Consider the following 26985-nt stretch of genomic DNA (forward strand, 5'->3'; position numbering starts at 1 on the left):
CATCAGGTTCCGCAAAAGGTCCTGTAGGGACGGCCTGACTGCGGAGGCAGCGTGCAATATTCGTCCTGCTCGGGGACATAAGCGTACGGATTCGCCAAGGCCGCAACCAGACGCTTCAGCACACTGTAGTCACCGGACTCCACGGCAGCCTCCAGCGCCTCCTCCACCCGGTGGTTGCGCGGGATGATCGCCGGATTGCTGCTGCGCATCCGCTGCTTCGACTCCTCCTCGGACGCTTCCTGCCGGTCTAATCTGCCGCGCCACAGCTCCAGCCATTGTGCGAAATCGGCGCTGCCGTGCAGACCCGTCTCCTCAGGCCGGCCCAGCGTCAAAGCACGGAAGGTGTTCGTGTAGTCCGCTCCGTGTCGCTGCATGAGGTGGAGAAGGCTCTTCACGAGCTCTTCATCCTCTTCCTCCTCGTTCACGATCCCGAGCTTCGACCTCATGCCTTCGAGCCAGTGGCGATGGTACAGCTCGGCAAAATCGCCCAGCGTTTCCTCGGCTGTCGCGATTGCCTGCTTCTCGTCCTCCTGCAGAAGCGGCAGCAGCGTCTCGGCGAAACGCGCCAGATTCCAAGCGGCGATCTGCGGCTGATTCCCGTAAGCATACCGACCCTGCACATCAATGGAGCTGAACACCGTATTCAGATGATACGCGTCCATGAAGGCGCACGGCCCGTAGTCGATCGTCTCCCCGCTAAGCGCCATATTGTCGGTGTTCATCACGCCGTGGATGAACCCGACCAGCTGCCACTTGGCAATCAGGGAAGCCTGTCGCCGAATGACCGCCTTCAGAAGCGCCAGATAGCGGTTCTCCTCCTGCTCCGCCTCGGGGTAATGCCTTTGAATCGTATAATCGGCAAGCGCCTGCAGCTCCCCGGCTCTCCCCCAATTCGCGGCATACTGGAAGGTGCCGACGCGCAGATGACTCGCCGCGACCCGGGTAAGAATGGCACCAGGCAGTTCGGTTTCGCGGAAAATTTCCTCCCCGGTTGTCACTACCGCCAGACTGCGGGTAGTCGGAATGCCGAGCCCGTGCATCGCCTCGCTGATGATGTATTCGCGCAGCATCGGGCCAAGTGCAGCTCGGCCGTCGCCGCCGCGAGAGTATGGGGTTCTGCCTGAACCCTTAAGTTGAATGTCCATCCGCTTTCCCTCGGGCGTGATTTGCTCGCCCAGCAGAATCGCGCGGCCGTCGCCCAGCATCGTGAAATGCCCGAACTGATGCCCCGCATAAGCTTGGGCGAGGGGCTCGGCCCCCTCGGGGACTCGGTTGCCGCCGAATACGTCCGCTGCGCCTTCGGCCTGCAGCGACTCGGCATCAAGCCCAAGCGCTGCGGCTAGCGGCTCGTTGAAGATGACGATCTCGGGAGCGCGCACAGGCGTTGGGTCAAGCCGGGTAAACATCGTTTCCGGCAGGCGGGCGTAGCTGTTGTCAAAGTTCCAGCCTGCAGCTGGCGTTGATTCATTGGTCATCGGAAGTCTCCTTTTTCATTTTCATTATACGTTTCTCGGATTATGCTCTTCGTTTATGCTCGCAACAATGAGTTCCATGATTGCTGTACATCTTCTATGTATCATCCATTTCGACTTCAGCCTTTTATAGATTGTACCGGCTCTCCTGTATTATTCCTTGCCGACGGCTTAAGGGATCAACCCAGCCATTACCCTTTAGTTTACGCTATTCCGCCTGCTTCGCCAAACATGGCATACCTGCTCCCCGGTAATCGGTTAGCGCCAAATTGCGGGCCTTGCCTTGTTCGCGGCCGAATGCGGAAAGAGCAGCCCGAATGCAGCACGCGCGCATAAGACGCGTGCAGGACTGCTCCTTCGGCAGGCCATCTTCAGGGAACGTCCGCTTAATCAGCTCTTTAGGAAATCCGGATCCGCAAAGCTCGGATTCGGATACTTGTAGAAGCCCTCTCCGGTCGCCCGTCCAAGCTTTCCTTTGTCGATATACTCCGTCTTCAGCAGGTTCGCCACCCGAACGAACTCTCCATCCCCGGTCGCATCCGCCTTCGCTTGTCCGATATTGTAGGCTGTGGTGATGCCGACGACATCCAAGATCGCGAACGGACCAAGCGGTGCGCCCGTTGCCACCATCCAGGTTTTGTCGATCGTCTCGACGTCGGCCACTTCCCGGACTAACAGACGCTGGGCCGCCTCAAGCAGAGGCACCAAGAGGGAATTCAAAATATACCCCGGCTGCTCCTTATGGAGCGGCAGCGCCACCATCCCGATTGCCTTAGCAAAGTCAATGACATCTTGAAACACCTGCATGTCCGTTCTTGAATGCTTCATGACTTCAGCCGTATTGTTCTTCCAGATTTCATTGGCAAAATGCAGCGCCAGGAACCGCTCCGGCCGTCCGGTCGAATCGGCAAACTGGCTTGGCAGCAGCGTCGAGGAGTTTGTGGCAAACACCGTTTTGGCAGGAGCGGCCTGTCCCAGCTTGGCGTAAAATTCGGTTTTGATGGACACCACCTCAGGGACCGCTTCAATGACCAGATCCGCCTCGGCCACGGCCTGTGCTAAATCGCTGTGAAAGGAGATTCGGTCAAAGGCTTGATCGGTTTCCTCCTGGGTCGCCCCCAAATCCTGCCGGTAATGCGGCTTCAGCTCCGCAATCCGCTCCTTCGCACGTTCGAGCGCCTGATCGTTAATGTCGTATACCGATACCTGAAAGCCTTTGAATGCGGTCTGGTAGGCAATCTGACTTCCCAATACGCCGCTTCCGGCAACCGTAATGTGTTTGAAATTCATGATGATGTCTCCTTTATCGCTTAGTTAACCCTTTTTCCGTATACAATCCCCCAATTATTACAATACATACCCCCAATCTCTCGGGATGACCCCAGCCTTCCCTAACTTTATGACAGGTGTCATAAGGATCTCTTTACAGGTGTGAATGTTGCGGCAGACCGGCCGAATCTACAATAAAGCTGTAAGAGAGAACGATAAGGAGAGAGGGAAAGAACCATGGAACAACGAAAGGAACGCATTCGTCTGCTGGATATTTTGCGGGGATTCGCCATCCTCGGAACACTCGGGACGAATATTTGGCTCTTCGCGCATGCGGGAGACCTCAATTATATGACAACCTTTGAATATTCCGGCTGGTGGGGAATTGATGATCTTCTTCGCATGATCGTGTTATTCCTTGTGAACGGGAAGCTGCTCGGACTATTGACGATCATGTTCGGCGTCGGGCTCGAAATGAAGTATCGGCAGGCCAAACGGAAGGGAAAGCCATGGCCGGGCGTTTATCTGTGGGCTGTGCTGTTTTTGTTCCTGGAGGGGCTGCTGCATTTTATACTGGTTATGGAATATGACATCTTAATGAGCTATGGGATTACGGCAATCATAGCGGCGTTTATCGTAAAAGGCGGCGACCGGCTCATCGCCCGTTCGATGACGGTCATCGGCAGTGTCTGCGCGGTTGTGCTGCTCGGCTTAATGGGATTGATGCTGGCGGTTAGCGGGCAGGTATCGATGGGCAGCTTTGACAGTATCGTTGCTCTATATCAAGAAGGTACGTGGATGGAGCAGGTGCGGTACCGGCTGGATAACTTCCTTCCGCTTCGGATCGAAGCCATATTAACGATTCCATCCAACATATTTCTGTTTCTGCTGGGGGTTCGTTTCATGCGTGCAGGGGTGTTTTCCCCGGATGAAAAGGGCCAAAGGATACGAAAGAACCTATTTAAACTCGGCTTGTTTATCGGGTTGCCGCTTAACCTGCTCATTTTCATCCCAGGCGGCGCATTCGATCTGCCGGTGCGCTATTTATTTGCTCCTCTGATGTCCATCCTCTATATAGCAATCATTGCTAGAATGATACAATATACGAAGTGGGAATGGCTGTGGCGCCTCCTGGAGAACGCCGGGAAAATGTCTCTGAGCTGCTATGTGCTCCAAAACATCATCGCCTCCTTCCTCTTCTACGGCTGGGGCTTGGGGCTCGCCGGCAAGCTGAATTCTGCAGCCATCATCGCCATCTGGCTGATGATTTGCATCGTCCTGCTGTGCATTTCATCCCTATGGCTTCGGGGCTTTAAGCTAGGACCTATGGAAACCGTCCGCAAACAAGCGATAGGCCTCTTTGAATCGAGATAGCCAGAATTGGGGGCTTGATATGTTTCATAAGTTGTACCCGAGAGACCAAATCAAAAATTATCTGCTGATCGACCTCGTACTGACGGTGTTTTTATTCTACCGGGTGTTAAGCTCGGATACGGCACCGGGACTGTGGGGCAGCCTTCTGCTGCTCCTGCTGTTCCTGGTTTCGTTTTATATTGCATTGTGGCGCCGCAGCGGCTGGCTTCTGGCAGCCGTGTTATCAGGCCAGGGTACGCTTACCGTGCTCGGAATCTTTATTGGGCCGGGTATCCTGCTATTCGGCATCCTCTTTGCCGACTTGCTCGGCAAGTCCAGGTCCAAAGGGCAGATTGCTATCGGCAGTGCTGCTATTGCCCTCTCGTATCTGCTGGTGTTCGTCATCCGCCAGGAGCCGCTGCTGAAGACGGAGAATGCCATTTACCTGCCGGTTATGATCATTCAAACGTTGTACCCGGCCATTATCTATATTCGGGAGAAAGCAAAAAGCCTGCAGGGCGAGCTGGAGGAAGCCAACCAGCAGATCGCCATGTATATCCAGCAGGAGGAGCGTCAGCGGATCGCGAGAGATCTTCATGATACGCTCGGACAGACCCTGATGATGATCAAGATGAAGACCGAGCTGGCGACGAGATGGGTGGATAAGGATCCTGCCCAGGCCAAACGGGAGCTTGGCGAGATTCTGGACAGCTCCAGGACGGCCCTTAAGCAAGTGAGAGAGCTGGTATCGGAGATGAAATTCATCTCCCTGGCCTGCGAGCTGGAGCATTCCGTCAAGCTGCTGGGTACGGCAGGGATTGAGCTGAGGATCGAGAAGCCGGAGAAGTCCCCGCTGTTATCCAGCGTGGAGGAAACGATGCTTGCGCTCTGCGTACGTGAAGCTATGACCAACATCATCAAGCATAGCCGCGCCAAGCGATGCACCATCCGGATCGAGGCCAAGGACGAAGCCTACGAGATCCACATTGCGGATGACGGCACCGGGATCAAGGAGCCGGACGGCGGAAACGGCATCCCTTCGATGAAGGAGCGGATGAAGATGCTGGGAGGCTCATTTAGCATTGCCGCTTCCCCAGCCGGGGGAACCACCTTGTCTTTAATGCTCCCGTTACGCCAGCATAAAAAGGAGGACCCCGCATGATCCGAATCGTGATTGCAGAAGACCAGAAAATGCTTCGCGGCGCATTCGCCTCATTGCTCCAGTTCGAGGACGACATCGAGGTGGTGGCGGAGGTGCCGGACGGAGAACAGGCATGGGAAGCCATCTCGCTCCATCAGCCGGATGTGTGCGTGCTCGACATCGAGATGCCTCATATTAGCGGGCTCGAGCTAGCCGAGAGGATACGCCATGCCGGCTTGCCTTGCAAAATCATGATCGTCACGACCTTCGCGCGCCCCGGTTATTTGCAAAGAGCAATGGATGCGCGGGTCGAGGGATATTTGCTAAAGGACGAGCCGATCGATTACTTGATCGAGGCCATCCGCCGGGTCATGAAGGGCGAGCGGGTCGTCAGCACCGACCTGGCGGCAGCGCTCTTCATGAAGGAGGAGAACCCGCTCAGCGAGCGGGAGATCGAAATGCTTCGCCTGACCAAGGAAGGGATGACGACCGAGGACATCAGCAAGGCTCTGTTCCTGACGCGAGGAACGGTTCGCAATTACCTCTCTTCGGCCATTCAGAAGCTGGACGCCGAGTCCCGGCAGCAGGCGGTCGCGATCGCGGAGGATAAGGGCTGGCTGTAGGCGTTAAGCCGTAAAAGCGTGATATGGTGACTTTAGCAGTATTGTGGCCTGAAGTATTTAGTTTCTCCGATATATATCTCATGTAGACACGAAAAAAACAGCCTGCCGCTTGCCGGCAGGCTCAGATTGTCGAGAAACCCACGTCTTGTAGACGTTGGGTTTCTCTTATTTTCATTTGCAGTTGCTAAAAAGCCTAAAAAAGAAGGGTTACCCCCTCTTTTCCAGGCGATCCAGGTGGATCGCCATCTTCTTCATGTTCTGCACGGTGGCCGTCATCAACGCTTGTTCCGTGACGTTCGAGAGTCCGCGCAAACGGCAATAGCGAAACCCATGGAGCTCTTTGGCATCCGCGAAGCTTCGCTCAATCGTTTCTTTTCGTTTGCGGTACAACTGCTTGCCGTCTCGGCTTAGCCGGTTATTTCGCACCCAGTCTTTGCTGTCTTCCCAGACATGTCGGGTCAGTACCTTCCGGTGGTTCCTGGAATGAGTGCATTGCGCAAGCATCGGACAGGTCTTGCAATGTTCCGGGTCTGACGCATACTGCCTGTAACCCTTCCGGTCGGTAGTCCGGTACGTCAGTTGGTGTTTTTCCGGGCAGATATAGGTGTTACTTTCAGCGTCGTAAGTAAACTTCCATTTGGCAAACAAACCTTGCTTCGGATGAAATCTCCGGTGTGCAATAACGGCAAAAATCTTTCGCTGCTGTAAACCTCGGCAAATGGGCGTAGTTAAATAACCGGAATCCAGGGCTACAGCTTCAACCTTGAATCCAAAACGTTCTCTTTGGCGGTCTAATCGCGACAAATACGGAACCGAATCGTGGACATTTCCTGGCGTAACATGGACATCGGTAATGAGATTGTATTTAAGATCCACCGTCCGGTGGTCGAGATAAAAGAACCCCTCTGGCTTACCGTCGCGAATCATATAGCCACTTTCAGGATCGGTGGTGCTCACTTTAATTTCTTTGGTTCCATTCACTTCCTCTCGTACTTTCAGGGCTTTTTTCCGTGCGCTTTGCGGTCCTCCGTCACAGCCTCATTGAGTTCGTCAATATAGTCCTTGGTGTTTTGTAGAACTTCTTGCTTGGTATAGTGGTGCTTGTTGGCATTGGCTTTTACGTGAGTCGAATCGGTAATGAGCACACGCCCGCCCACCATTTTGTGCGAGATCGCTTGGAGGACGATTTCGTCAAAGATCTCCTGGAAAATGTCAGTATCCTTAAACCGAGTCCGCCGGTTCCAGCTAATGGTGGAGTGGTCTGGGACTTTATCGGTTAGACCAAGACCTAAAAACCAGCGGTAAGCCAAATTCGTTTGAATCTCGCGTTCCAACTGGCGTTCGGAGCGAATGCCATAAAAATAACCGAGAAAAATCATCTTAAACAGAACGACCGGATCAATGGCTGGCCGCCCGTTATCTGCGCAGTAAAGAGGACGAACCTTATCGTCAATAAAGGAGAAGTCGATATACTTGTCCACTTTCCGCAGCAAATGATCCTGTGGAACCAGCTCTTCAATTGACACGAATTCGTAGCTTTGTTGTTTTTCCCGATTAGATCTCAGCATTCAAGACACCATCCGTTCATGAGTAGTTATCTATATTATACAACATTAACGCGGTGCTGTCTTAAAATAAATAAACATAAAGAAGGCTGTCGAGACTTTCTCGACAGCCTGAGAAGCCCCTTAAAGGGACTTCTTGTGCTTCGTGATAAGGTGCTTAGCTCTGCTTTCACCATATGGAGTAAGTTTAACCCCTGTCATGACAACATCATTTGGAATGCTGACACCATCATACTTCGGACTCCATGCTCTCAATGGAACATAAACCAACCCATCTTTGTTCAAGTGGTACAGGGCTTCAATGAAATCATCTACTTTCCCTTCTCTTGAGAAGTGGGTATACACCTCTTGCTTCTCTTTCTTATGGGCAAGACCAAGCAACACTACATCTTTGAATAACATACGTCATTCCTCCTATATGGGATTGTACTACCAATATAAGAGGAAGCCGCCCTTAATTTAACATGCCTACGTAATTCACAATTCATCATCCTTCTGAAGCTTGATGTCCAGCTCAATCAACCGTTCCAGATCCTGAACGGTCTTCATCATTATATGTCCAGCCTGTAGGTCCTTAACCCATTGGGCGATAGCTGCCTTGACGATTTTACGGTACTGCTCTTTGGATTCCAGGATCCCTTCCATCACGGCGAGCTCATGCTGCAATAAATCTTCATCTTTTGTTCTCATGTGGTCCCCTCAGCTTTCCTTTATACTGGAATGCGAGATAGCGGCGGTGTCGATAAATGCCGCGCGCGGCGGGCCGCTATCTCAGCTGGGGGTACCTGGGCGAATACCCTGGGTATGATCAGGAGGACGTGTCAGCGTCCTCCTTTTATTTTAATTAAAATTTGATTAACCTATTTCAAAGAAAAAACCACCCAATCAGTAGGTGGTTGATGTTTCAAATATCTGTCCTATTAGTCAACATATTAAAGAGTATTTAGAATTCAATCACCAATGAGGAAAATAGAGTGAAACAAAGCTACGAAAAATTCAGGTTCTTGTATCGGAGAAGCTTCTTCGATCTCTAATCTTACCTTAAATCCTTCTGTCGTTTTCATTCTCCATCTAGCCAACTCCTTACCTGAATGCATGAACTTAGCCCAATCGAACATATCTTTCTTTATTACATACTCTTGATCTTGATAAGTGACTTTAAACTCTGGAGCAACTTTTTGCCAACTCTTATATGTAACTCTAAAAACGTCTTGTGTATCACTACGCTGAACACTATATTCCGGCCTCCCAAGCCATGGTGTTTTTTTGTTGCACTGGAACACCGGATGACCGTCTGCAGAATATACCTGGATCTGTGCGGACCAATCAATTCCAAATACATAATTGCACATCTTTGCTATAACATTGGGATATACTCGCTCAAACCAGCACACTACATTCCCTTGCTCGTCTTTAACTTTAGTCCGTTTGGTTGAGGGCTTCAGCTTTGGCGGGTTGTAGGAGAAGATCTTCATTAATGTCCCCCTCATAATTCAGATTTATAGAATGCATCCACTACAATCCTATCATCAATTACAATAATATTCAACAATCTGTCGTTAATTGAAGAATATCTCTGTTGATATAAATATCAATGATGAGTTATAGTTCAGCACTCGTTCGATTAATCAAAACAGGCTTAATGCCTGTCGCTTCCTGGTATCGTTGTTTGATTACATCACAGAACTTCGGATCAATCTCCATAGTCCTGCAAGAGCGATCCATCTGATTTATTTGGGATAAGGTTTGTGCAAAGGCATGATCTTGCGCCGCATCTTCTTGTTAAGGGGCATAAGGTATTTGTGCTTGCCTTCGGTACGATACAATTCGGCATTGGCATCAAGATTATTCCTGATCCAATCGATGCGTTGACTGCCGGTACCGTACTTGGAATGAATCGATTTGGGATGTGTCTTCTTCCCTTTAATGATGAAATAATGTTCACCGTCTGTCTTTCCCTCATAGATCCAGTTGGTCGCCTGATAGATCCCACCGTGATGCTTCTGTTCAACGTCGGCATAACTGACGATCAACTCAACGTTGGGGGACTGATCCTTCAAGAATCGAATTGCTTTGGCAAGGATCTCCGAAACAAACGACTTGTGTTTGGTCAATGCAACCCGTGTGAGCTCACAGCATTCACGTTGAGTCAGGCCGTAAGGAGACCCGATATTCTGAGTTGCCCCACGGCTGAATATAACAACCCCAATATACTGGCCATTCTCCCATGCTCCCACTTTCACGGACTTTCCAGCGGGTAAGCTGCGGCTATAGTGGAAGTTCTCGCAAGCAAACTTTGCGGCTGCATGCGTCGCCCAATCCACCTTTAAATCAATCATGTTCAAATTCCTCCCCGCAGTGCGGACAAGTCACAAGCTTTGAGCTCAATACCCCCAAATCCCCTTGATCTTCGGGAGTGCCTGCTTCAAAATTCGGGATCTCAATATCCCCAAGCATTTGTTTCAAGTCCACATCGTCAAAACCGGACAAGGAAATATCCACGCCGTCCTTTTGCAGCTCAACAAGCAACTGCGATAGAGCATCTTCATCCCAGTCACCTGATACTTTGTTCAAAGCAATATTCAGGAGCCGTTCCTGCTGATCGTCGAGATCCACGACAGACACTTGCAGTTCAGTATGGCTCTGCTCATTAACCAGGATCTTATACCGTTGATGGCCACCGACCATGTTTCCTGTGCGTTCATTCCAGATGATCGGCTCCACATAACCGAATTCCTCGATGCTTCGGCGAAGTTTTTCATATTCAACGTCCCCAGGCTGAAGATCAACCCGAGGGTTATAGGCTGCTGCATTAATCTGATCGATTGGCACGATTCTGATGTTCATGTCTCTACCTCCAGTGGTTTTATGACAACAAAAAAAGGACCAGCTCAGGGCTCGTCCTAATGATTGTATTAGCTGTTGTGTCTTCTCAGTGCGTCTTCTAAACGGTTGAATAAGTCGCCATACCGTTCTTTTGTGGCTTCATCAGTTACAATTTTCATTCCGTCTAGACTAGATACCATTCCTTGAAGATGCACAACGTGAGTTTCAAGTGCATTGAAGTAATCTGGGTCTGAGGTTTGGATCAGCCTATTTATATAAAAAAGGTCTACAACTTCTAAAAGAAGAGTATTTTTATTAACAAATTTCATCTAAACACCCCCGTTCAAAACATTCATTCATGTCAAGGATATTTTACCTTCCTCAGTATGAAGTGTCGAGGATAAAACAAACAAATTGCTTTGTATTTGTGTTGAGTTGGTTTCAACGTTTGGGTGACCATCATATGCATTCGTACGCTCACTCAGTTGCTGTTCTCCGCTCTTCAACGGACTGCTCCCTGCAATCGGATGTTCTCATACTAATACGCTTAAAACGGCTCATATTCCGTCATATAAGAGCAACAGAAAAAGCACCTAATTTAGGGTGCTTCCTTAAGAAATTCATATATCATTTTGATATAACGCGAAAGTGTTACGATGTAATCTTCGTCAGCAACTTTGGAAGCATCAAAAATCAATTGTTCTCCTGAATCCAGAGTGATAGTCAATTTCGAACCGGCATAGCGATCATTATGGTGTTCTAAATAGTCTAGTTTAGTCACCTTATAATCTTTATAAATAATTTCACTCAGGCTTCTCGTGTCATTCTTTATCGAAATGATATCTTTGTGCGTGAATATGGTCAGCCCTGGTTTTTCTTTACCGAACCAATCCTCCGGGTAGAATGCCATAATTTTTTCATCAAGCTGACTGTCTTGAATATGCATTAGTAAATCCGTATAAATTGAACTGCTTCCAAAGTATCTCTTAAATTCTTTGTACATTTCCATACGAATCCCTCCTCGACATCATAATTCGACATTCAGGAAGGTTTTTCCTTTCTAATACAACACTCAGGAGGTTTAGGACAAAACTGCTTCACTCCATCCCATCTCCCCCACACACAACCTTTGCATTTCTTCGGCTGCTCTCTGGGTCGGATCCGTTTCTTCTTCCGTCTTCTACTGACCACTTCTATTCCTCCAATAAAAAAAGCCGATCCAGTGAAGGAACGACTTTAATGTGATATGTATGATGTTGGTGTTACGTCCTAAAAGCATGCGCCCGAACGGTCGCCGCAAAAACGCTGCGCTCTTTGCTTTAAAAGCATACGTACTTTGTAACTATAGAGGAAGAACAAGACCATTTTAACGAAGTCACAAAATCAAGGTCAATCTTCGGAATGTCCTTCATTAGCGAAGAAACTAATACCATACATGTTTTACTCACTATTGCTCATTAATTCGATTATGCACTCGTCTTTACACTTCCTGATTTCTTTGAAGCTGATAGCTTCTCTTTCATAACTAGAAGCATTTCTACCAGTTCATCCCGGCTGATTAGTCTGACTCCGTTTGATTTTGCGAGCTCATAAGCCTGTTGAGTAAAATTACTGTTGGTAACAACCCATGCACCGGATGCCTTATAGTGTGCCTTAGCACCCTGAACTTCTTGAACAGCTTTCAACCCTACATTCTTTTTATAACGCTTGGCTTGAACCACAATCCGTTTCCCATCTTTGGACATAATCAGATCTGCTCCAAAGTCGCCTGCTGCCTTTGTAACCTCAGCCTTGTACCCCTGAGAGCGAAAAAGATGACCAAGATAATGTTCAAATTGTACGCCGTCCATCTTATCGATCTCAGCTATGCCTGACCTCTTCAGTCGTTCGGCACGTTTTCGTTGAATATAGACCATTAAAATAATAACTCCAACGACACCTAGCAATCCGACAACCAATGATGCTTGCCATGATCTTGTTACCGAATAGGTTCCAATAATTCCTCCCAACATCGCCATACCAGCTAACCCTTGGAACAATTCTTCTTCCTGCTTCGCCTTACTCTTCCTTCTTGCCATCATTTCTTCCCCCAAGTATGTATATTGTCCTGAACACAATTCGACACTTGGGACTAATTTCCTACCTTGTATAGAAAAAAGCGAGAAGAGGAACGCCCCAGTCATATGCCGCCTCGTGCGGCTGTGCGTTTCATTCTCGCTTAATTCCCACAATACAAATATATCACCTAAAAAGTCCAACGAAGTGCCATTCTTCATTCAAAAATAGATTATTAATCAGTCACTGATTTAATAGCGAATAGTTCCTTTATGTAAATTCTATGTAAATTTATATATGAATCTACCTAAATTTTGCAATCATAGATTTCTAATGCTATAATATTCCTGTAACAACCAAATTCTATGAAAAGAGGTATGAATCTATGAAAAAGGTTAAGCAACTGGGAATCGCATCATTATCTGCACTCTTGTTGTCCTCATTTACTCTACCCGCTTTTGCTAGCGCTCAAGTTGCGAATGGAAATTCTACTAATTCGGGAACACAAATCGAATTACCGTCTGGCCCAATCAATCTAGACAAAAGAATTGAACTTGAACTTAGACAAGTAGATTACGATACTCTCTTTAGAACGGTTGGCGCTGAGCTTGGTATTACATCAACTGCAGGCGATGTTACTACACAAGGTTGGAAGACAAAACTAGCAAAAGAAGTAGCACAAGAATTGATCAAAAAACTCAAAAACGTTGGGTCACGTGCTTGGAATGAACAGATTAAAGTATACGTAGACAAATTGCCATTGACAGCTGGTGCAAAAACTACTCTTAAAACATATCTTAGTTACCAGGTACTCATGCAGGCATTGGATATTATGGTAGACTTCACAGGAACTGCAGAGGATGGCCTCTCTAACGCATTACAATCGGTTGGTATTCCGGCGTGGTTAAGCGATCCAGCTGCTAGAGCTATTGTATTCTTCCTGCTATAAAGCACCAATATTTAAGGGGGACTAAACGTGTACATACTTTCACTGATCATACTTATAATTACAGGTTTGGTGTCCGTCATTGATATTTTATTCGGCTTAAAAGAATCGGGCGAAGGTATCAGAATATTTGTCAACGTCTCTCAAGCTCTATTCTTCTTGTCGATACTATTCTTTGTAATAAAAATGTCTACCCGAAAGAAGTAAGCATCGAAAAAGGAGAGCTGTTTATCCAGCTCTCCTCAGGCTGTCGAGAAATGGATTGTCAACAGTAAATCAGACAGCATTTTTAAGGGCTGCATGGCGATACTGAACCGGTGTCATGTATCCTAGTGTTCCATGAATCCGATGCTTGTTAAACCAGTTAACATAATCGTATAATTCCAGTTCCAGATGACGAAGACTCTGGAAGTTCATCTGGTTCACGAACTCTGTTTTCATAATCTTGTAGGTCGCTTCCGCCACAGCGTTGTCGTAGGGGCAGCCTTTCATGCTCAGGGATCGGCCAATTTCAAATGTCTCCAAAAGTGCATCCATCTTTTGATTTTTAAACTCACTGCCACGGTCGGTATGGAACCATTGAATCTGAGATAAATCACCCTGAACCGTTGCAAAGGCACGAGAAACCAACACGGCATCCTTATGAGGGCCTACACTATGGCCGATGATCTCTCGATTGAACAGGTCGATAAGTACACAAATGTAATGCCACCGGTTCTGAACTTTCACATACGTCAGATCGCTGACAACGACTCGTTTAGCCTCCGTTTGATCGAATTCGCGATTCAGCGTATTGGCTGTAGACGCTTCATTACACGCGGACTTAAGGGGTTTATATTGCGACACGGTGTACGTAGAAACAAGTCCCTGCTCTTTCATGATCCGGCCAATTCGACGTCTGGAGACGACGAAACCACGTTCCTGGAGCTTGACTTTAATCTTGCGTGTACCGTAAGCTTTTCGATTCTTATGGAAAATGTCCGCAATCGCTTCGGCGACATCGTCTTCGCTCGTTTGTTCTTTCGCTTCATAGTAAAACGTACTTCTTGCGATTTGCAGGACGTCGCACATTGCTGATACCGAGTATTTATCACGGTTGTTCTGGATGATAGCTACTTTCGTCCCATGATCAGCGCGGCTTGCTTTAAAATATCCACCTCCATTTTCAGACGCTGGTTCTCCTTTCGCAAGGCAATCAGCTCATTGTCTTCGGAGGAGCGATTGTCCTTCTCCTTGAAGGAACCCGTTGTTTGGGCTTGTTTGATCCAGCGGTCTAAAGCGGAGGCTGTGAGGTCATATTCCTCCACGATCGCTGCTCTGGATTTTCCGTTTTCATAGAGTTCTACCATTTGTTTTTTGAATTCTGCTGTAAAGGTACGTCGTTGTTGTTTTGGCATTGTAGAGATCCGCTCCTTAGGATGATAGGTTTATTCTACAAGCCCTCATTTTTATTGTCCAACTAAGTGTAGACGATCCACCATAAAAAAGGGCACTCCATTAGGGAGTGCCCTCAGAGTGTCGAGAAAGTCCAACGGACTTTTCGACACTCTATTTTTTATATGGGGAATCATATCTTTTAAAATAAAAATCGATTTAAAGCGCTCTGAGAACCCTACTTCAGTGACCGACGAGGCAATTTTAAACCCCCTGCAAAAAAACAGGGGGTTTCTCGACAGCCTGAGCCTGCCGCTTGCCGGCAGGCTGTTCCATCAAATCGTTATAAGAATCTGACTTATCATAAATCAATGAGATCCATATTACCGCGGGAAATCTTATGAGATGATCTTCCCCTTAATAATGAGCCGATGCGTCGGATTGACCATCGGGTGGCAGGTCACGAGCGTAACCTCCTTATTCTTCCCGTCGCTTTCCAGCACCCAGACTTCCTCCGGCTTAACGATCAGCTTTTCGGTTACCTCATATTTAAATACTCGGGTACCCGTATCCACTTCGATGGCATCGCCTACGGCCAGCTCATCCAATCGGTTAAAGTTCCTTCCATAGGTTCGGTTGCGATGGCCGGCAACGGCAAAATTACCGATCTCCCCGGGTCTTCCCGTATGCTCGATGCTGGCCAATGTCGTCCTCAGATTCTCCTTCGTCGCCCCATGCAATACAGGCAGCTTGAGATCGATCTTGGGGATGGCAAGCATCACTTCGAGCTCCCCTTCAGATTTGGTGGAGGCATGATCGGATGTACCCGCTCCACCGGCTGCTTCATTGGATTCCTGGTTCCCTGACGCCTGACGATCATCCACAACGCTGATCTGTTGAAGACTATCCTGCCATTCGCGGGCCAGCTGCTCCTGTTCCGCCTGCTGAACCCTTTCCGTCAGCTTCGGATAGAATATTAGGATTATTCCTGCAATGATGAATAGAACAGGCAATGCCCGTTTGATCATGGTCTCACTCACGCCCCTTGCTCATCAGCGACCTCAACGGTCTGCTCCCACTCTTTGTACCATTGAACGATGTTGTCCGAAAGGGGGACCTCATATTCCCCGAGCAGCACTTCCTTCATTCGCTGAAACATCTTTTTGACTTCAGAGTGATGATGCAGCGAAGCATAGATATACATCAATCCGACATAGCCGTCCTCCAAATACGGCAGCCGCTCAATCACCTGCTGGTGGATTTTTACGGCTTCCGCATGCTGGCCGATCTCGACATGGCATGCTGCGACAGATTGGACATGCTCGAGCCATAGCAGTCGAAGGCGTTCCTGCTCAGGCTCTGCCCACACATACCGGTGGTCCGCCAGGAAATCCCCTTCGTACATATCCATGATCGACTGGTGGATGGAAAGCGTGTCCGGCATTACCTCCGGCGCTTTACTCAACCTGTCTTCCCATTTCTCCACGTCCAGCTTACCCGCAAGCTCCAGCCGATAGCTCTCGTCATGATAATGAATTCGGGCATCCAGCCCGCACATTCTGATCATTTTCCGAATCTGATAAATGGCCGTATGGAGCTGCGTCACGGCTTTGTGCGGGTCGTGGACAGGCCACAGCAGATCCATGAGCGTCTGCTTGCTCACCGTCTTCCCCCGGTAGTAAATAAGGTAGGCGAACAGCTCCGGGGCCTTTAACGTTTTCCATGGAAAATGCTTTGGCTCCCCGTTCTCCCTATAGTGCAGGGATTGCAAGCAGCAGAGGGTTATTGGCTCTTGTTCATCATCGGTACGGCTGATAACTGCTGCCGGCTTTGTTAGCGAACCTTTCACGATTCGGTCGATCGTAACGGAAAGCCTTGAAGGAAGCACAGGCTTCAGAAGATAATCCAGCGCGTTAACCTCAAATGCCTTGATCGCATAATCATCATAGGCGGTCACAAACACGATCTGAAGCTGAGGCCGAACCTCCCATAAGCGCTCCGCCAATTCAAAGCCGGTCATCTCCGGCATCTCGATATCCAGAAATACGACATCAGGCTCCTCTGATTGGGCTGCATCTAATGCTTCGTATGGATTTTGATATTCGCCAACCCACTGGAAATCGGCGGCAGCTTCTTCTTGTAACAGCAGTCTCTTTAAATACTGTGTAGCCAGTAATTCATCATCGACGAACATGACCTTCAAGGTCCTCTTCTCCCCCTTCTGCAGGCTCGCCATCCCCCTTGAACCGGGTTCCTTATAGATGAAGTGATGTTCCTGGTTTTTTGCAGTCATGAATGACTTCTCGTGGTCCATCTCACGCAAAACCAGCGAACAGCTCCCCCAATCGTCCAACACCATTTCTTCTATATATTGGCATGTTGCGTTGAATATTTTCTGAATGCTTATTCTAAGTCTTTATACTCATCTTATCACAATAGAATGTTACTTTTGATATTCGATTACAATTTTTACTTGTCGCAGTTGGAATTATTTGTGGTGAGGCTCCCGGTGTAATGCCGACTAATGGAGCATTGTAAAAAAGCTGCTCAGGAGTAAGAGCTCACGCTCCTCTCTGAACAGCTTTTTATCGTATGGTTGTTTTCTTTTCCTGTAACCGGTGTGCCGCAACTGAATTCCAGCAGCATGGCTCTTCTACTGGCTTGGTTTCGGGCGAAGCTTCTTTATCAACGGTGGATGTTCAAAAAAGGCGTTTACGCTTGCACCAATCCCTGAACAAAAGCTTGGAAGTTCGGCGCAAGCCGGGTAATCTTGTCTGGATGTCTCTGGTCAACATGAACGACCTGGGGCTCTCCGTCATTGCCGGCTGCCCGGTAGTCCAGCATGACCGCTTCCGATTCGGAAGGACACAAGCATAGAACGACACCGATCTCCGGGTAGCCTCGATTCTCGATCATATACCGGCTGCCGGCTTCTCCGCAGAGCGAGTGCTTCTTCTCTCGGCCGATGCCCAGCATGCCCGTAATCTCGATGCGGCCATCGGCTGCATCCCCCGATTGTATAGGGAAAAACCTTCTGCGGGGAATCCCGCCATTATGTACTTTCATCATCTGAATATAGGCTGTCGGCAGTTTAAAAACCAGCTCTTCCTGGATGGATTCAACCAAATCGTCCGTCGGCGGCGCCATGGTATACGAATCGGCAGCTTCCGCGCCATCATCCCAAAAATCCGTAACATCCATGTCGGCAGAGATAAACGCCTGCTCTGTTGGAGCATCAACTGCTGACACAGCAGCTTCATGCTCCTGCTCCTCCGTTTTACTTCGGATCCACTCCAGGAACTCCAGCGTATCCTCATCCCCCGGCTCCAGCCGGTCGGCGGTTTCGAAGGCTTCGCGCGCATTCTCATATTGCTCCAGATAATAATAGGCCAGTCCGATGCGGTAATGCCAGAGCGGGTCCTCTTGTCCTTCTTCTGCAACCGATAAGAACTGTTCAACCGCCTCCTCATAGCGCTCCAGATTATTCAGCGCTCTGCCCAAATGGCTTGTCAGGACGTAATCCCGTTCTTCTTCCGGAATCTCCGTAATCGCGTCTACGATCGCTTCGAATTCATCCTCTTCATGCCACTCCTCGAGCTGTTCCAAGAGTTCTTCCCTCATTGGCCTTGCCCCCTCTCATACTTTAGTAGAATTATACCATTTCCGGCGCAGCCCGCTCCACATCATGTATCGTTAATTAGGCCGGACCTGCAAAGGTGCTGTACGTATGCTTCCCGTTGGAATGGTGTGCAGGGTGGGGTCGGCTAATAACTACAGGCTAGACGCCAATAACGCAAAAGGCCGCAATCCTGTGAGGATTCGCGGCCAGAAAACGGTGATCATCGGACAAACACCAACATCCATGCTGATAAGCTTGACGTGTGATTGGTTTGAAATTTAGCGCCTGAGTTTTCGGTCATGTCATGATTTTTTATTGTGGCGGCTGTTCCACCCCGAAATGGATCCAATCTTCTTTGGGAGGTCCATATACGCCAAATGGCTTTAATCCAGCTTGACGCATCAGTACGGTAACCTGTCCCCGGTGGTGGACAATGTGTTTGATGAGTCCCATCAAGATGGACGCATTCGATTCATCTCTTCCGAAGGCATTCTGCACCGCTTGCAGCGAGGCATCCGTCCACTGCTCCTCAATGGCGCGAGCCGCCCGGTCGCTGATCTCCGCAAAGGTATCGGCAATTTCCTTCGCGGAAGCAGGGACTTCCTCCGCATTCGGGATCTGTTCGATGGTAATTCCGAACTCTGACAAATATTCCGGGATATTCGTGGTGAAGTGCCAGGCGATTCTCCCCAACGTTCGTCCTTCCCCGTACACCTTCTGCTGCAGCGAGGCATCCGTCAAACCGTTCAATACCTGCTGAGTTAATGCAGCCTCCCTCTTCCACTCCGCAACAAAATCCGAAATTGTTACATACATAAGCGCAGTCCTCCTTATTTTTTAACAATCATATGTTATTTGGCTCGCCCATCCGCTCTGTTCCAGGGTCCTCCCCTAGCTGAAGTTCCGGTTCTCATTTACATGGTTAATGGACCGGCTGCCTTATCTTTATCCTAACCGTTAATAGTGACAAGGTTTGTCATTATTATGTGGCGAATTTAGCGATGATCCTAATTCATCCTGATTTCAATATGTGTTCGTGAAGAAAAAAGAGCACCGTCAATAGGTGCCCTCATCAAGCATATGCGATTAAACCAGGTATTCCGCCATAATCTGCTCGATATCAAACGGCGTGGTTCCATGATCCACCGAAAAAACCGTTTCGGCCTCATCTTTCTGTTCGACGCACTCGCCCCGTGCCTTCGCATGGAGCACAAACAGATCGTACAGGTCCGGTTTCCGAAGCGCCGTCATGGCTTTCCCCATCAGAACCATTCCCTTCTGGTTCCCTTCGACATTGTTATAGTAGTGCGGATGCCGCGTCAAGGACAGATCGGTCCAAATGACCGTGCGCTCCATCAGATCAAGGATAACGGGAATCGCAATCTGCGTGTCGGCGGTGACATCGAGTTTATTGACCACCGTGGCAGGCTCGAAGATTTCCCCGGAGCCGGGTTTTTTACGCATCATCCAGCCCGTGAAGCACTCCGGCAGCTCGCAATACGGCTGACTCGTATAAGAATGCAGGGTTGCCACGATGTAGCGCCCGCCGTACTGGACGATGGAAGGGATATGGAGATCAATGAATTCGCATGCGCCCTGCGGGGCGGATACGATGTCTCCGCTGTGCACGGCACGGTACTTGGACGACCGCAGATTCGTATACGAAATATGCTCCACATACTGCCAGTTCCCGTCATACATCACTGCGGACAGGTCGATATCCACGCGGCCGGTCGGTTGGCCGTCGACCATTCCCTCTTTCCACCAGCTGAAGAACCGGATGGTATCCCCATCCCCCATCGGGATGCGGCTTCCGCGTACGAGCGTACGCAAAGCTTTACTGGCCGATCGCTGTGAGAACGGGACGTGGTAGTGCTGCAAGCGTTGGTCGACATAGGTCTTACCAAGCGGCGGCAGCTCGGAGAACCGCTGGATCAATACCTGGTCACATAGGTTCACGATGTCCTCGCAAGCCCCAGGATCCACCTTCGGAAGCTTATTCGGAACCGCAAACGCCTTGGCCACATTGCCTTTCGGGAAGAAGATGCGAAGGTCGCTCGGCTCATGGCGGCGGGCAAAATGAGACTTCACCTGCAATAACACCGGCGTCGACACTTGATCCGCGACTTCTCCGAATGCAAGCACGACATACTCTGTATGCTCGGTCGAGCGCAGCAGCTGATCCAGCCGTCTCGCGAATTCGCCGGGACGCTTCATCAAGAGATCGATGAGGGACCAGACTTGATCATAGCGGAAGGCGAGCTCTACGCTGCCGTTGAAGGTCGTAAAGGGCTTGTTATTGCGCAAGATATCGAAGGCTTCTTCCGCACGCGGAAAACGCGACTTGTATTCGGAAGGGTGTAGAATCTCGCCAAGGCGAATCCAGCGGTCTTTAAATCTCAGCATATCCTCCGTTATCGGGTGGCATCGCTCCAGCAATCCGAGCAGCAGCCGTCTTTCCGGGCGCTTGAATTTACGGAAGCGCACAGGCGCGGTAAGGCTGACATCGCCCCCCGACCAAGCCGCTGCCAGACGCAATACATCCGTTGCCGTCTTGAAGTAGCGCTCGATCAGGTTGATGTTTGCCTTGTCATGCTTCAGCAAGGAGCTTGCGACGAAGGCGGCGTTTTCCTTGAACGGAATTTCGGAAGGAAGCAGCTCTTCCAGCTCCTCCGGCTCGGCATTCGCGATCGCGGTATCGATGTCCTGCCGGTCCGTGTCCGAAATGGACGTCTTGGCTTGAATTAGTTGCTGGATCATCATATGGAACTCGGCTTGGCTTCCAAGCTCGATGACGGTCAGCTGGGTTTTATCCAGCAAAGTAGGTCTTACCACACCAGGATGATCGGGAGCCTCCAGCGTAAGATAATGGTAGACCGCATTCAGATACAGCGCTGCATCGTCTTCCTCCATCACTTGCTGCGGGAATCCGGGATACATCGGCTGATACTCCACATGTGCACCGACCATAACGCTAAGGTCAGCGACTAGCTGGGCATAGAATTCGGAAAACTGCTCCATGGATAATGTACGAATGACGTGCATCAATGGGTGGGAGAACGTAAATCCAAGAAACTCGATATTTTTCAGGGCAGTGGCCAAAACCGCTTCCGAAAGCCGGCTCTCCCCTTGCCCTCGCTCCACCATAAGTTTATTCGCTCTTCGTAAATAGATGGTATTATTTATCATCAGGATTCCAGGAAAGCCTTGCCCTAAATACGTGAAAGGTAATTTAGAAGGAAGGTACAAGATAGCCTGGATGCCTCCTCTCTTAATCAACATCCCTCAGGGAAGCTGCGACCCTAATTCGCTCAATTTGAAATAGAAGGAAGGATCGCAATAGCCTGAAGGTGTGTTCGGTTCCAGGCCATGTGGCCGTGAACCTTGGATGCACTTATCATCACACACGTCGCTTCCTGCGAACAGGGCGGAAGTATTACGACTTATGGAAACGTGCGGAAATCGGGCCATTCCGATGAATTTCCTTGTGCCGTCCTGCAACTTTGCATTATTCTTGATGAGATTAAGTCGACTTAATATGTTGAATTGCAGGAGGAGCAGACATGAGCGAGAAGCTGACCGTGCTTGAATGGCACAAGCAACAAGCGGTAACGAATTTTAATGCCGCATGGGATTTGATTGAAAAAGCGGACAGGTCCTGGGAAGACGATCTTCAGATGATCCACATGGCCCATGCTTCCCGCTATCACTGGGGCGAGATCGGCACCCCCCTTCAATTCTCAAGAGGCGAATGGCAAATCTCGCGGGTATATGCCGTGCTCGGCATGTTCGAGAGCGCTTTATTCCACGGGAAAAACTCGCTTAAACTGTGCTTGGAGAATCATATCGGTGATTTCGATTTGGCGTTTGCTTATGAAGCCATTGCGAGGGCTTACATGATTGATCAGAATATAAATTCCATGATGGAATACCTCCAACTCGCCAAGGAAGCAGCCATTCATATTGGCGATCCCAAGGAGAGAGATTATCTTCTATCCGAATTGCAAACCATCTCGCTGGATTAGTACGGCCCTTCCCCTATTTCATTACCGTCTATGTTGATCACTTGAAAAAGCGCAGACTGCAAAAAAGCGGGATAACATAAAAATCTCACAATCCTTAATTGGATTGTGAGACATCTACGCCATTTGCATTAATTTTTTGGTTAATGAAAAACTAGGTGGTCTGCTCATCTCCAACCGGATATGCATAGAAGATAAAACGATCCGGCGCATTGCCTAAATAGCGGAACGGATAACAGGTGGAAACGACCAGCACCTCGGATCCCATCGATCGAATAACCGATGTATCGTCCTTGTCTACAATATCCGTGCTTCGGATCTCGTATTCAAATGTCCCATACGGCAGCTTTACGATGAATCGATCCCCAACCGCCAGCTTGTCGAAGTTCCGGAACACCGTGTCCCGATGGCCTGACAGCAGAATCTGTTCATCGTCTAGTGGAAATGCGGTAGAGCTATAATGCCCGACTCCTCTTTCAAGCATCTCCTCATCCGTGCCCTCGATAATCGGAAGCTCGGCTTCCAGCTTTGGAACTTCCAGCATCCCGATCACATCGTTCGGACTTGGATCAAACTGGGATCTCTCGGCCATAGGATCACGCTGCGAGGCTGGATCAACACCCTTATCATCCAAATGATCTATGGTTTGCGGCTGAGAAATCAGCGTATTCGCTTCCGCCATGGCTTCCTTCAGGCTTGCTTGATGTTCGAAATATTGTATTGCAGCGAATGTTACAAACCCGACGCCTGCAAGCATCAACAACGCACCTACGATTCTTCGCATGGCTTCCCCTTTCATTCTGTTCAAATTCATCAGTCGGTGACTGCCGGAGCAACAATGGAATCTAATGTTTTTCCAATTGAATATCTATATTTTTACAACCATATCTTACTTCTTCTCCTATTTAAAATCCAGCCGATTGACCGTACTTCTTCTCTTAATAAGCCAAAAGTAATAAATTTCTCGATTTAACCCACTCTGTTAATAGAGGTTCCGATGGAGACTCTAAATCGATGGGACACGCCTGGAATCTGCTCCGCTTACCACCCTATGTTTCCATTGATAAAGGATCTGCACGTTATACGCATCTGATACCTCCGTGATTTATATTTCAAGTTCGATCGTTCGTCACGCCGCTTAACAATAGGTCACCGTATCTAAATAGAAAAACAACCATTGACGACGTTCATGTCATCAATGGTTGTTTTGCGTTGCTTTATTACTTATCGATCAGGTTCGTCACTTTCAGCATTCTTGCGATCAGTGCGGTGACTTCGGCGCGTGTCATTTGCGCTTTCGGACTAAGATGATCCGGACCGTTCCCGCGAATGATGCCTGCGGAGATCAATTGCGCTACGTCGGCTTTAGCCCATTTCGCTACGTTATCTCCATCTCTATATTGAGCCAGAACAGAAGTATCCTGTTCTACTGCATTCTGAGAGAGAATCAGGCGATGAGCCCGGGCTACCATGGCGAACCCTTCCTCTCTCGTAATTTGCCGGCCGCCGACGAAGTTGCCATCGTCATAACCGCGGACAATATCGAATTCATCGGCGATCGCAATCGCATTACGATACCAGATTGTTGCCGGAACATCCGGGAACCTCATCTGTGGAGCCTCAGGACGCATCAAGCCTAAACCGAGAACCACCATCTCTGCAAACTCGGAGCGCGTAACGCTGCGGTCCGGCGAGAATGTGTTATTCCCATTGCCCTTCAAATCCAGTCTTGCTGCGATATTATTCACATCCGCTTTGCCCCAGTGTGTTCTCACATCATCGAAATCCTGCGGATTCCAGATGATCGAATAGGTTCCGCTGCTGCGGAGATCGTTAATTTGAGCAAAATAACGGTTATTGATCTTCGTTACGACAGTTGGCAGATGGTACACACTGCCGTCAGGGTTGACTACAACCCCTGTTGTGATCCGGTTAGGGTCGATGCCCTCCGGAAGAGCGATATATTTCGCCGCATATCCGCTCAGCTGACCGGATCTCACGTTCTTTCCTTCGTGAGCAAACGTCAGGTCGAGATCGATTGGATCGACCAGCAGCTCATAGCCTGCCGATGTCGCCTTGCTCTTGGCAGATGCGGTCACGGCTTCCGAAGCACGCTTAATGTCGATACGGACTGCGATATCACCAAGCGCGGCATTTCCAAGCTGCCCGGCTACGGAAGACAGATTCATTTTACCAGCTGGAACCGGATAGATGGCGAGCGGGTTGCTGATTTCCAAGCTTGCGCCCTTATCGCCGAGTTGCTTCAGATTATCCGCAGTCAAGCCGCCAACTGTCAGGTCACCTTCATTCGGCGAGTGAATAGCCAGCTTCGGATCTGTGCTCTTGGATATTGCATCAACCAGCTTGCCCTGATCTACCTTCACTGAGGTTACGGTACGGCCATCCGTAACTGTCGTGGTACCGGTGGCAAATGGATTGTCATTGCCGTCCACTCGGACATCCAGATTGCTCTTTGGAGTTTCCGGCTGAGGTGTTGGAGTTGTTCCCGGCGTGCTTCCGCCTCCTCCGTTTCCGCCTCCATTGTTGTTATCTCCTCCGCCACTGAACGCTCGATATACGGTTAGTTTATAAATCGTCTCTCTACCGTTTACGGTTACCTTGACTTCAATGGTGTTGCTGCCTTCTTTTAAAAGCAAATGATCGCTTGCCTTACCGTCAGCTGCATCCATCCAGGTACCACCATTGAGTGAAATCTCAATCTTGGCATTCGGATCCAGGCCAGCCAGCTCGTCCAGCGTTGGTGTTAGATAGACGCTGTACGTTGCAGCAGAAACGGATGCGGTGTACTCACGAGTATTTTCAGCAAACTCAGGTGACAGACCAATCGGTGTACCATCGTTGCTGTTGTTCAGCTCCAAGCCGATGAGGTGGGAATTTTCGGATGCATCCACCACGATCGTCTTGGATTCGTTGGACACTTTGCCGTCCTTAACTGCCGTTACATCGACCGTATATTTACCATCCGCCAGCTCCGCCGTTGGAATGAAGCTCCAGTTGCCATTGCTGTCCACTTCTACCTCTCGAGACTCAATGACATTTCCGTTCTCATCCTTCAGTTCTACGGTTACTTTGGCATCCGGGTCTGCGATTCCCTTGACTTCCGGCTTAGCCACGGATACCAGCTCACCGGTTGGTTCGGTGATCGCAAGCTGAGGCTTGGTCGTGTCCACCGTCACATTTTTGGTTGCAGTATTGGACTCTCCGTTCTTCGTGGCTGTCACTTCAACCACGTAGTCCCCATCCGCCAGATCCTGTGCAGGCTTAAAGCTCCAAGTCCCGTCAGCATTCACTTTGACGGTAGGCGTACCAATCACATTGCCGTCTTTATCTTTAATCTCCACAGTAACATCCGCACCAGGAGCAGACTCACCTTTAAACTCAGGCTTGGCTACGTATGCGTGGCTGCCAGCCGGCTGCGTGATTTTAATCCGGGTCTTCAGTTGATCTTCCGCTGCCTTTAGGGCCTCAAGCGCTTTATTTACTTGCTCTTGCGTTTTGTTTCTGTTTTCAAGCACTGCTTTGGCTTGTTCCAGTGCCTGCTGATACGCTGGCCACTCGTCTTCCATGTAGTCTTCTTCTTTCAATTGGCTGAGTTGCTCAACCGCCTTCTTCAGTTCGGTAATGTTAACAAAAGCTACGGATTTCTCGGCGATAACCTCGTAATTGGTGTCAGTTGACATACCACCGAATTCAATGACGTATCCTGTAACGTTGTTATCATTCGGATAATCATTCCACTTCCCTGCTTGTTGACCAGATGAAAAAATATGAGCTACATATTCCTTATTGCTGTAATCATTAGGCTCCTGAGCGTCCCAGTTGGTATACGCTCCGTCTACTGGCTTCCCAGAGGTTTGATAATAGCCTTCATAGAATTTCAAGCCATTACCGCTATCCTTTTCACCTTCTGGGCCGGTTACCCAACGCCAGTCACCAGTTTTCCTAGGTCCACCATCTTTACGTTCGATATCCTGTGCGCCAATCCAGCCCAAGCCTAGAGTCTTTTCTTTTACGAACTCATTCTCCTTGGCGTCTGTAATCGTGACCAGGTACCCTTGCCGTCCAAAATAAGTCATACCCTCAGCTTCTTGCTTCGCTTTATCCCAAGTAATTGAGCTGCCCTTATTTACATATTTGTAAAAGTGACCGTTACCTTCATAAGGAAGGGCATCGCCTAAGGTAAATTTAATAGTTCTCACTGATTTATCGCTGGACGTCGTCGAGAACTTAACACTGGATAATGTTTGCGTATAAGCTTCTGCTGAAGCCTTTCCCGTAAACATTAGAACGCCGTTATCGGGGGTATTTCTTTTTGCTGTAATTCCCGCAGCCAAGGTATATGATAATGTATCTCCGGTCTGGAAATTTTCAATCATTACCGTTGCAGCATCCAAGTTAGCCGTATCGGGAGAGTTAAGAATCAGAACCTCCGGATCAATAACTACCCCGGTCGGAGTTCCCCCGTCAACAACATCATAGCTGGTCGTACCCCCGGATGTGGTAATTAAGGCTTGTTCTGTATCAGCCGCGTAGACTGAAGCTTTAGCAGCTCCTACCGGAAAACCACCAATAGTAAGAACGCAAGCCAGGAACAATGCTGCATGCTTTTTCTTACGAGGCTTGTTGCTAGATTTAAACACGTTTTTCTTTCCTCCTATCTTTTTCATCATATTTGTAAGCCTCGTGTTTTCCTTTTCCA

At 49.0% G+C, this 26985-nt stretch carries 24 protein-coding genes; 5 read left to right on the forward strand and 19 right to left on the reverse strand.

What is annotated here, in order from left to right; translation table 11 throughout:
• Positions 1–2: 2 nt before the first annotated feature.
• Both NST08_RS28645 and NST08_RS28650 read right to left on the reverse strand, forming a co-directional pair.
• A complete protein-coding gene (locus tag NST08_RS28645; protein ID WP_210094088.1) occupies positions 3–1475 on the reverse strand; it encodes a protein adenylyltransferase SelO in 1473 nt (490 codons plus the stop codon).
• Positions 1476–1862: 387 nt separating this feature from the next.
• Positions 1863–2762, reverse strand: a complete 900-nt coding sequence (locus tag NST08_RS28650; protein WP_210094089.1) for a 3-hydroxyacyl-CoA dehydrogenase — start codon at positions 2760–2762, stop codon at positions 1863–1865.
• Between the two features lie 216 nt (positions 2763–2978).
• Between NST08_RS28650 and NST08_RS28655 the strand changes: the two genes are divergently transcribed.
• The 3 genes from NST08_RS28655 to NST08_RS28665 are packed head-to-tail and all read left to right on the forward strand — an operon-like array spanning position 2979 to position 5858.
• The gene (locus tag NST08_RS28655) at positions 2979–4115 is read left to right on the forward strand and encodes a DUF418 domain-containing protein (protein ID WP_007129059.1); all 1137 of its coding nucleotides are present in this window, start codon (positions 2979–2981) and stop codon (positions 4113–4115) included.
• Positions 4116–4134: 19 nt separating this feature from the next.
• Positions 4135–5256 (forward strand): sensor histidine kinase, encoded by a 1122-nt coding sequence (locus tag NST08_RS28660; protein ID WP_210094090.1) that lies wholly within the window; start codon positions 4135–4137, stop codon positions 5254–5256.
• Entirely contained in the window at positions 5253–5858 is a 606-nt protein-coding gene (locus NST08_RS28665) for a response regulator transcription factor (RefSeq protein WP_210094091.1), read from the forward strand. Before NST08_RS28660 ends, NST08_RS28665 begins: the two co-directional genes overlap by 4 nt.
• Before the next feature lie 207 nt (positions 5859–6065).
• Here NST08_RS28665 and NST08_RS28670 read toward each other — a convergent pair.
• From NST08_RS28670 to NST08_RS28710, 9 genes are all read right to left on the reverse strand, one after another.
• A protein-coding gene (locus NST08_RS28670; protein WP_251535842.1) for an IS1182 family transposase occupies positions 6066–7426 on the reverse strand; the annotation gives its coding sequence in 2 pieces (ribosomal slippage) (positions 6066–6856 and positions 6856–7426; 1362 coding nt in all).
• Positions 7427–7546: 120 nt separating this feature from the next.
• Positions 7547–7825: a hypothetical protein gene (locus tag NST08_RS28675; protein WP_251535843.1), complete on the reverse strand. Its 279-nt coding sequence runs from the start codon at positions 7823–7825 to the stop codon at positions 7547–7549.
• A 75-nt stretch (positions 7826–7900) separates the two neighbouring features.
• Entirely contained in the window at positions 7901–8113 is a 213-nt protein-coding gene (locus NST08_RS28680) for a hypothetical protein (RefSeq protein ID WP_251535844.1), read from the reverse strand.
• 260 nt (positions 8114–8373) lie between these two features.
• Complete coding sequence (locus NST08_RS28685; protein WP_251535845.1) at positions 8374–8898, reverse strand: tubby C-terminal domain-like protein; 525 nt, start codon at positions 8896–8898, stop codon at positions 8374–8376.
• Between the two features lie 255 nt (positions 8899–9153).
• Positions 9154–9762 carry a Mom family adenine methylcarbamoylation protein gene (locus NST08_RS28690; protein ID WP_251535846.1) on the reverse strand — a complete coding sequence of 203 codons (609 nt, stop codon included), beginning with the start codon at positions 9760–9762 and terminating at the stop codon, positions 9154–9156.
• Positions 9755–10270, reverse strand: coding sequence for a ParB N-terminal domain-containing protein (locus NST08_RS28695; RefSeq protein WP_251535847.1), 516 nt, complete (start codon positions 10268–10270; stop codon positions 9755–9757). Before NST08_RS28695 ends, NST08_RS28690 begins: the two co-directional genes overlap by 8 nt.
• A gap of 68 nt (positions 10271–10338) precedes the next feature.
• Positions 10339–10578, reverse strand: a complete 240-nt coding sequence (locus NST08_RS28700) for a hypothetical protein (RefSeq protein WP_251535848.1) — start codon at positions 10576–10578, stop codon at positions 10339–10341.
• Between the two features lie 269 nt (positions 10579–10847).
• Entirely contained in the window at positions 10848–11258 is a 411-nt protein-coding gene (locus NST08_RS28705; RefSeq protein ID WP_251535849.1) for a hypothetical protein, read from the reverse strand.
• 457 nt (positions 11259–11715) lie between these two features.
• Positions 11716–12330 carry a restriction endonuclease gene (locus tag NST08_RS28710; RefSeq protein WP_341342581.1) on the reverse strand — a complete coding sequence of 205 codons (615 nt, stop codon included), beginning with the start codon at positions 12328–12330 and terminating at the stop codon, positions 11716–11718.
• Between the two features lie 359 nt (positions 12331–12689).
• Between NST08_RS28710 and NST08_RS28715 the strand changes: the two genes are divergently transcribed.
• Positions 12690–13253 (forward strand): hypothetical protein, encoded by a 564-nt coding sequence (locus NST08_RS28715; protein ID WP_251535850.1) that lies wholly within the window; start codon positions 12690–12692, stop codon positions 13251–13253.
• 273 nt (positions 13254–13526) lie between these two features.
• On the opposite strand, the gene NST08_RS28720 is transcribed toward NST08_RS28715, so the two are convergent.
• The 6 genes from NST08_RS28720 to NST08_RS28745 all read right to left on the reverse strand — a co-directional run bounded on the left by NST08_RS28720 (position 13527) and on the right by NST08_RS28745 (position 21390).
• Positions 13527–14647 (reverse strand): IS3 family transposase gene (locus tag NST08_RS28720; RefSeq protein ID WP_156124786.1). Its coding sequence is split into 2 segments (ribosomal slippage): positions 13527–14398 and positions 14398–14647, totalling 1122 coding nucleotides; the frame shifts between segments, so codons are not numbered across the junction.
• A gap of 375 nt (positions 14648–15022) precedes the next feature.
• The gene (locus NST08_RS28725; protein ID WP_445933651.1) at positions 15023–15622 is read right to left on the reverse strand and encodes a class D sortase; all 600 of its coding nucleotides are present in this window, start codon (positions 15620–15622) and stop codon (positions 15023–15025) included.
• A gap of 38 nt (positions 15623–15660) precedes the next feature.
• Positions 15661–16917, reverse strand: a complete 1257-nt coding sequence (locus NST08_RS28730) for a response regulator (RefSeq protein WP_251537971.1) — start codon at positions 16915–16917, stop codon at positions 15661–15663.
• 419 nt (positions 16918–17336) lie between these two features.
• Entirely contained in the window at positions 17337–18245 is a 909-nt protein-coding gene (locus NST08_RS28735; protein ID WP_251537969.1) for an SMI1/KNR4 family protein, read from the reverse strand.
• A gap of 310 nt (positions 18246–18555) precedes the next feature.
• Positions 18556–19059 (reverse strand): DinB family protein, encoded by a 504-nt coding sequence (locus NST08_RS28740; protein ID WP_251537967.1) that lies wholly within the window; start codon positions 19057–19059, stop codon positions 18556–18558.
• Between the two features lie 270 nt (positions 19060–19329).
• Positions 19330–21390 carry a TerD family protein gene (locus NST08_RS28745; protein ID WP_432806791.1) on the reverse strand — a complete coding sequence of 687 codons (2061 nt, stop codon included), beginning with the start codon at positions 21388–21390 and terminating at the stop codon, positions 19330–19332.
• Positions 21391–21806: 416 nt separating this feature from the next.
• On the opposite strand from NST08_RS28745, the gene NST08_RS28750 reads away from it, so the two are divergent.
• On the forward strand, positions 21807–22268 hold the full coding sequence (locus NST08_RS28750) for a hypothetical protein (protein WP_210094095.1): 462 nt from the start codon (positions 21807–21809) through the stop codon (positions 22266–22268).
• 151 nt (positions 22269–22419) lie between these two features.
• Here the strand turns inward: NST08_RS28750 and NST08_RS28755 are convergent, their stop codons facing one another.
• Positions 22420–23079, reverse strand: coding sequence for a class D sortase (locus NST08_RS28755; RefSeq protein WP_251537965.1), 660 nt, complete (start codon positions 23077–23079; stop codon positions 22420–22422).
• Positions 23080–23485: 406 nt separating this feature from the next.
• Positions 23486–26956 carry an S-layer homology domain-containing protein gene (locus NST08_RS28760; RefSeq protein WP_251537963.1) on the reverse strand — a complete coding sequence of 1157 codons (3471 nt, stop codon included), beginning with the start codon at positions 26954–26956 and terminating at the stop codon, positions 23486–23488.
• Positions 26957–26985 lie beyond the last annotated feature (29 nt).

The sequence above is a fragment of the Paenibacillus sp. FSL K6-1566 genome (genome assembly GCF_038050475.1).
GTDB lineage: Bacteria > Bacillota > Bacilli > Paenibacillales > Paenibacillaceae > Paenibacillus_AQ > Paenibacillus_AQ lactis.

Excerpts from the sequence above, each read along its gene's own strand:
- NST08_RS28665 (WP_210094091.1), top strand. The coding sequence starts at position 5,253 with ATGATCCGAATCGTGATTGCAGAAGACCAGAAAATGCTTCGCGGCGCA.
- NST08_RS28755 (WP_251537965.1), bottom strand. The coding sequence starts at position 23,079 with ATGAATTTGAACAGAATGAAAGGGGAAGCCATGCGAAGAATCGTAGGT.
- NST08_RS28705 (WP_251535849.1), bottom strand. The coding sequence starts at position 11,258 with ATGGAAATGTACAAAGAATTTAAGAGATACTTTGGAAGCAGTTCAATT.
- NST08_RS28760 (WP_251537963.1), bottom strand. The coding sequence starts at position 26,956 with ATGATGAAAAAGATAGGAGGAAAGAAAAACGTGTTTAAATCTAGCAAC.
- NST08_RS28645 (WP_210094088.1), bottom strand. The coding sequence starts at position 1,475 with ATGACCAATGAATCAACGCCAGCTGCAGGCTGGAACTTTGACAACAGC.
- NST08_RS28710 (WP_341342581.1), bottom strand. The coding sequence starts at position 12,330 with ATGATGGCAAGAAGGAAGAGTAAGGCGAAGCAGGAAGAAGAATTGTTC.
- NST08_RS28685 (WP_251535845.1), bottom strand. The coding sequence starts at position 8,898 with ATGAAGATCTTCTCCTACAACCCGCCAAAGCTGAAGCCCTCAACCAAA.
- NST08_RS28650 (WP_210094089.1), bottom strand. The coding sequence starts at position 2,762 with ATGAATTTCAAACACATTACGGTTGCCGGAAGCGGCGTATTGGGAAGT.
- NST08_RS28735 (WP_251537969.1), bottom strand. The coding sequence starts at position 18,245 with ATGAGGGAAGAACTCTTGGAACAGCTCGAGGAGTGGCATGAAGAGGAT.
- NST08_RS28750 (WP_210094095.1), top strand. The coding sequence starts at position 21,807 with ATGAGCGAGAAGCTGACCGTGCTTGAATGGCACAAGCAACAAGCGGTA.
- NST08_RS28715 (WP_251535850.1), top strand. The coding sequence starts at position 12,690 with ATGAAAAAGGTTAAGCAACTGGGAATCGCATCATTATCTGCACTCTTG.
- NST08_RS28675 (WP_251535843.1), bottom strand. The coding sequence starts at position 7,825 with ATGTTATTCAAAGATGTAGTGTTGCTTGGTCTTGCCCATAAGAAAGAG.
- NST08_RS28695 (WP_251535847.1), bottom strand. The coding sequence starts at position 10,270 with ATGAACATCAGAATCGTGCCAATCGATCAGATTAATGCAGCAGCCTAT.
- NST08_RS28655 (WP_007129059.1), top strand. The coding sequence starts at position 2,979 with ATGGAACAACGAAAGGAACGCATTCGTCTGCTGGATATTTTGCGGGGA.
- NST08_RS28660 (WP_210094090.1), top strand. The coding sequence starts at position 4,135 with ATGTTTCATAAGTTGTACCCGAGAGACCAAATCAAAAATTATCTGCTG.
- NST08_RS28680 (WP_251535844.1), bottom strand. The coding sequence starts at position 8,113 with ATGAGAACAAAAGATGAAGATTTATTGCAGCATGAGCTCGCCGTGATG.
- NST08_RS28700 (WP_251535848.1), bottom strand. The coding sequence starts at position 10,578 with ATGAAATTTGTTAATAAAAATACTCTTCTTTTAGAAGTTGTAGACCTT.
- NST08_RS28690 (WP_251535846.1), bottom strand. The coding sequence starts at position 9,762 with ATGATTGATTTAAAGGTGGATTGGGCGACGCATGCAGCCGCAAAGTTT.
- NST08_RS28745 (WP_432806791.1), bottom strand. The coding sequence starts at position 21,390 with ATGGTGGAGCGAGGGCAAGGGGAGAGCCGGCTTTCGGAAGCGGTTTTG.
- NST08_RS28730 (WP_251537971.1), bottom strand. The coding sequence starts at position 16,917 with ATGACTGCAAAAAACCAGGAACATCACTTCATCTATAAGGAACCCGGT.
- NST08_RS28740 (WP_251537967.1), bottom strand. The coding sequence starts at position 19,059 with ATGTATGTAACAATTTCGGATTTTGTTGCGGAGTGGAAGAGGGAGGCT.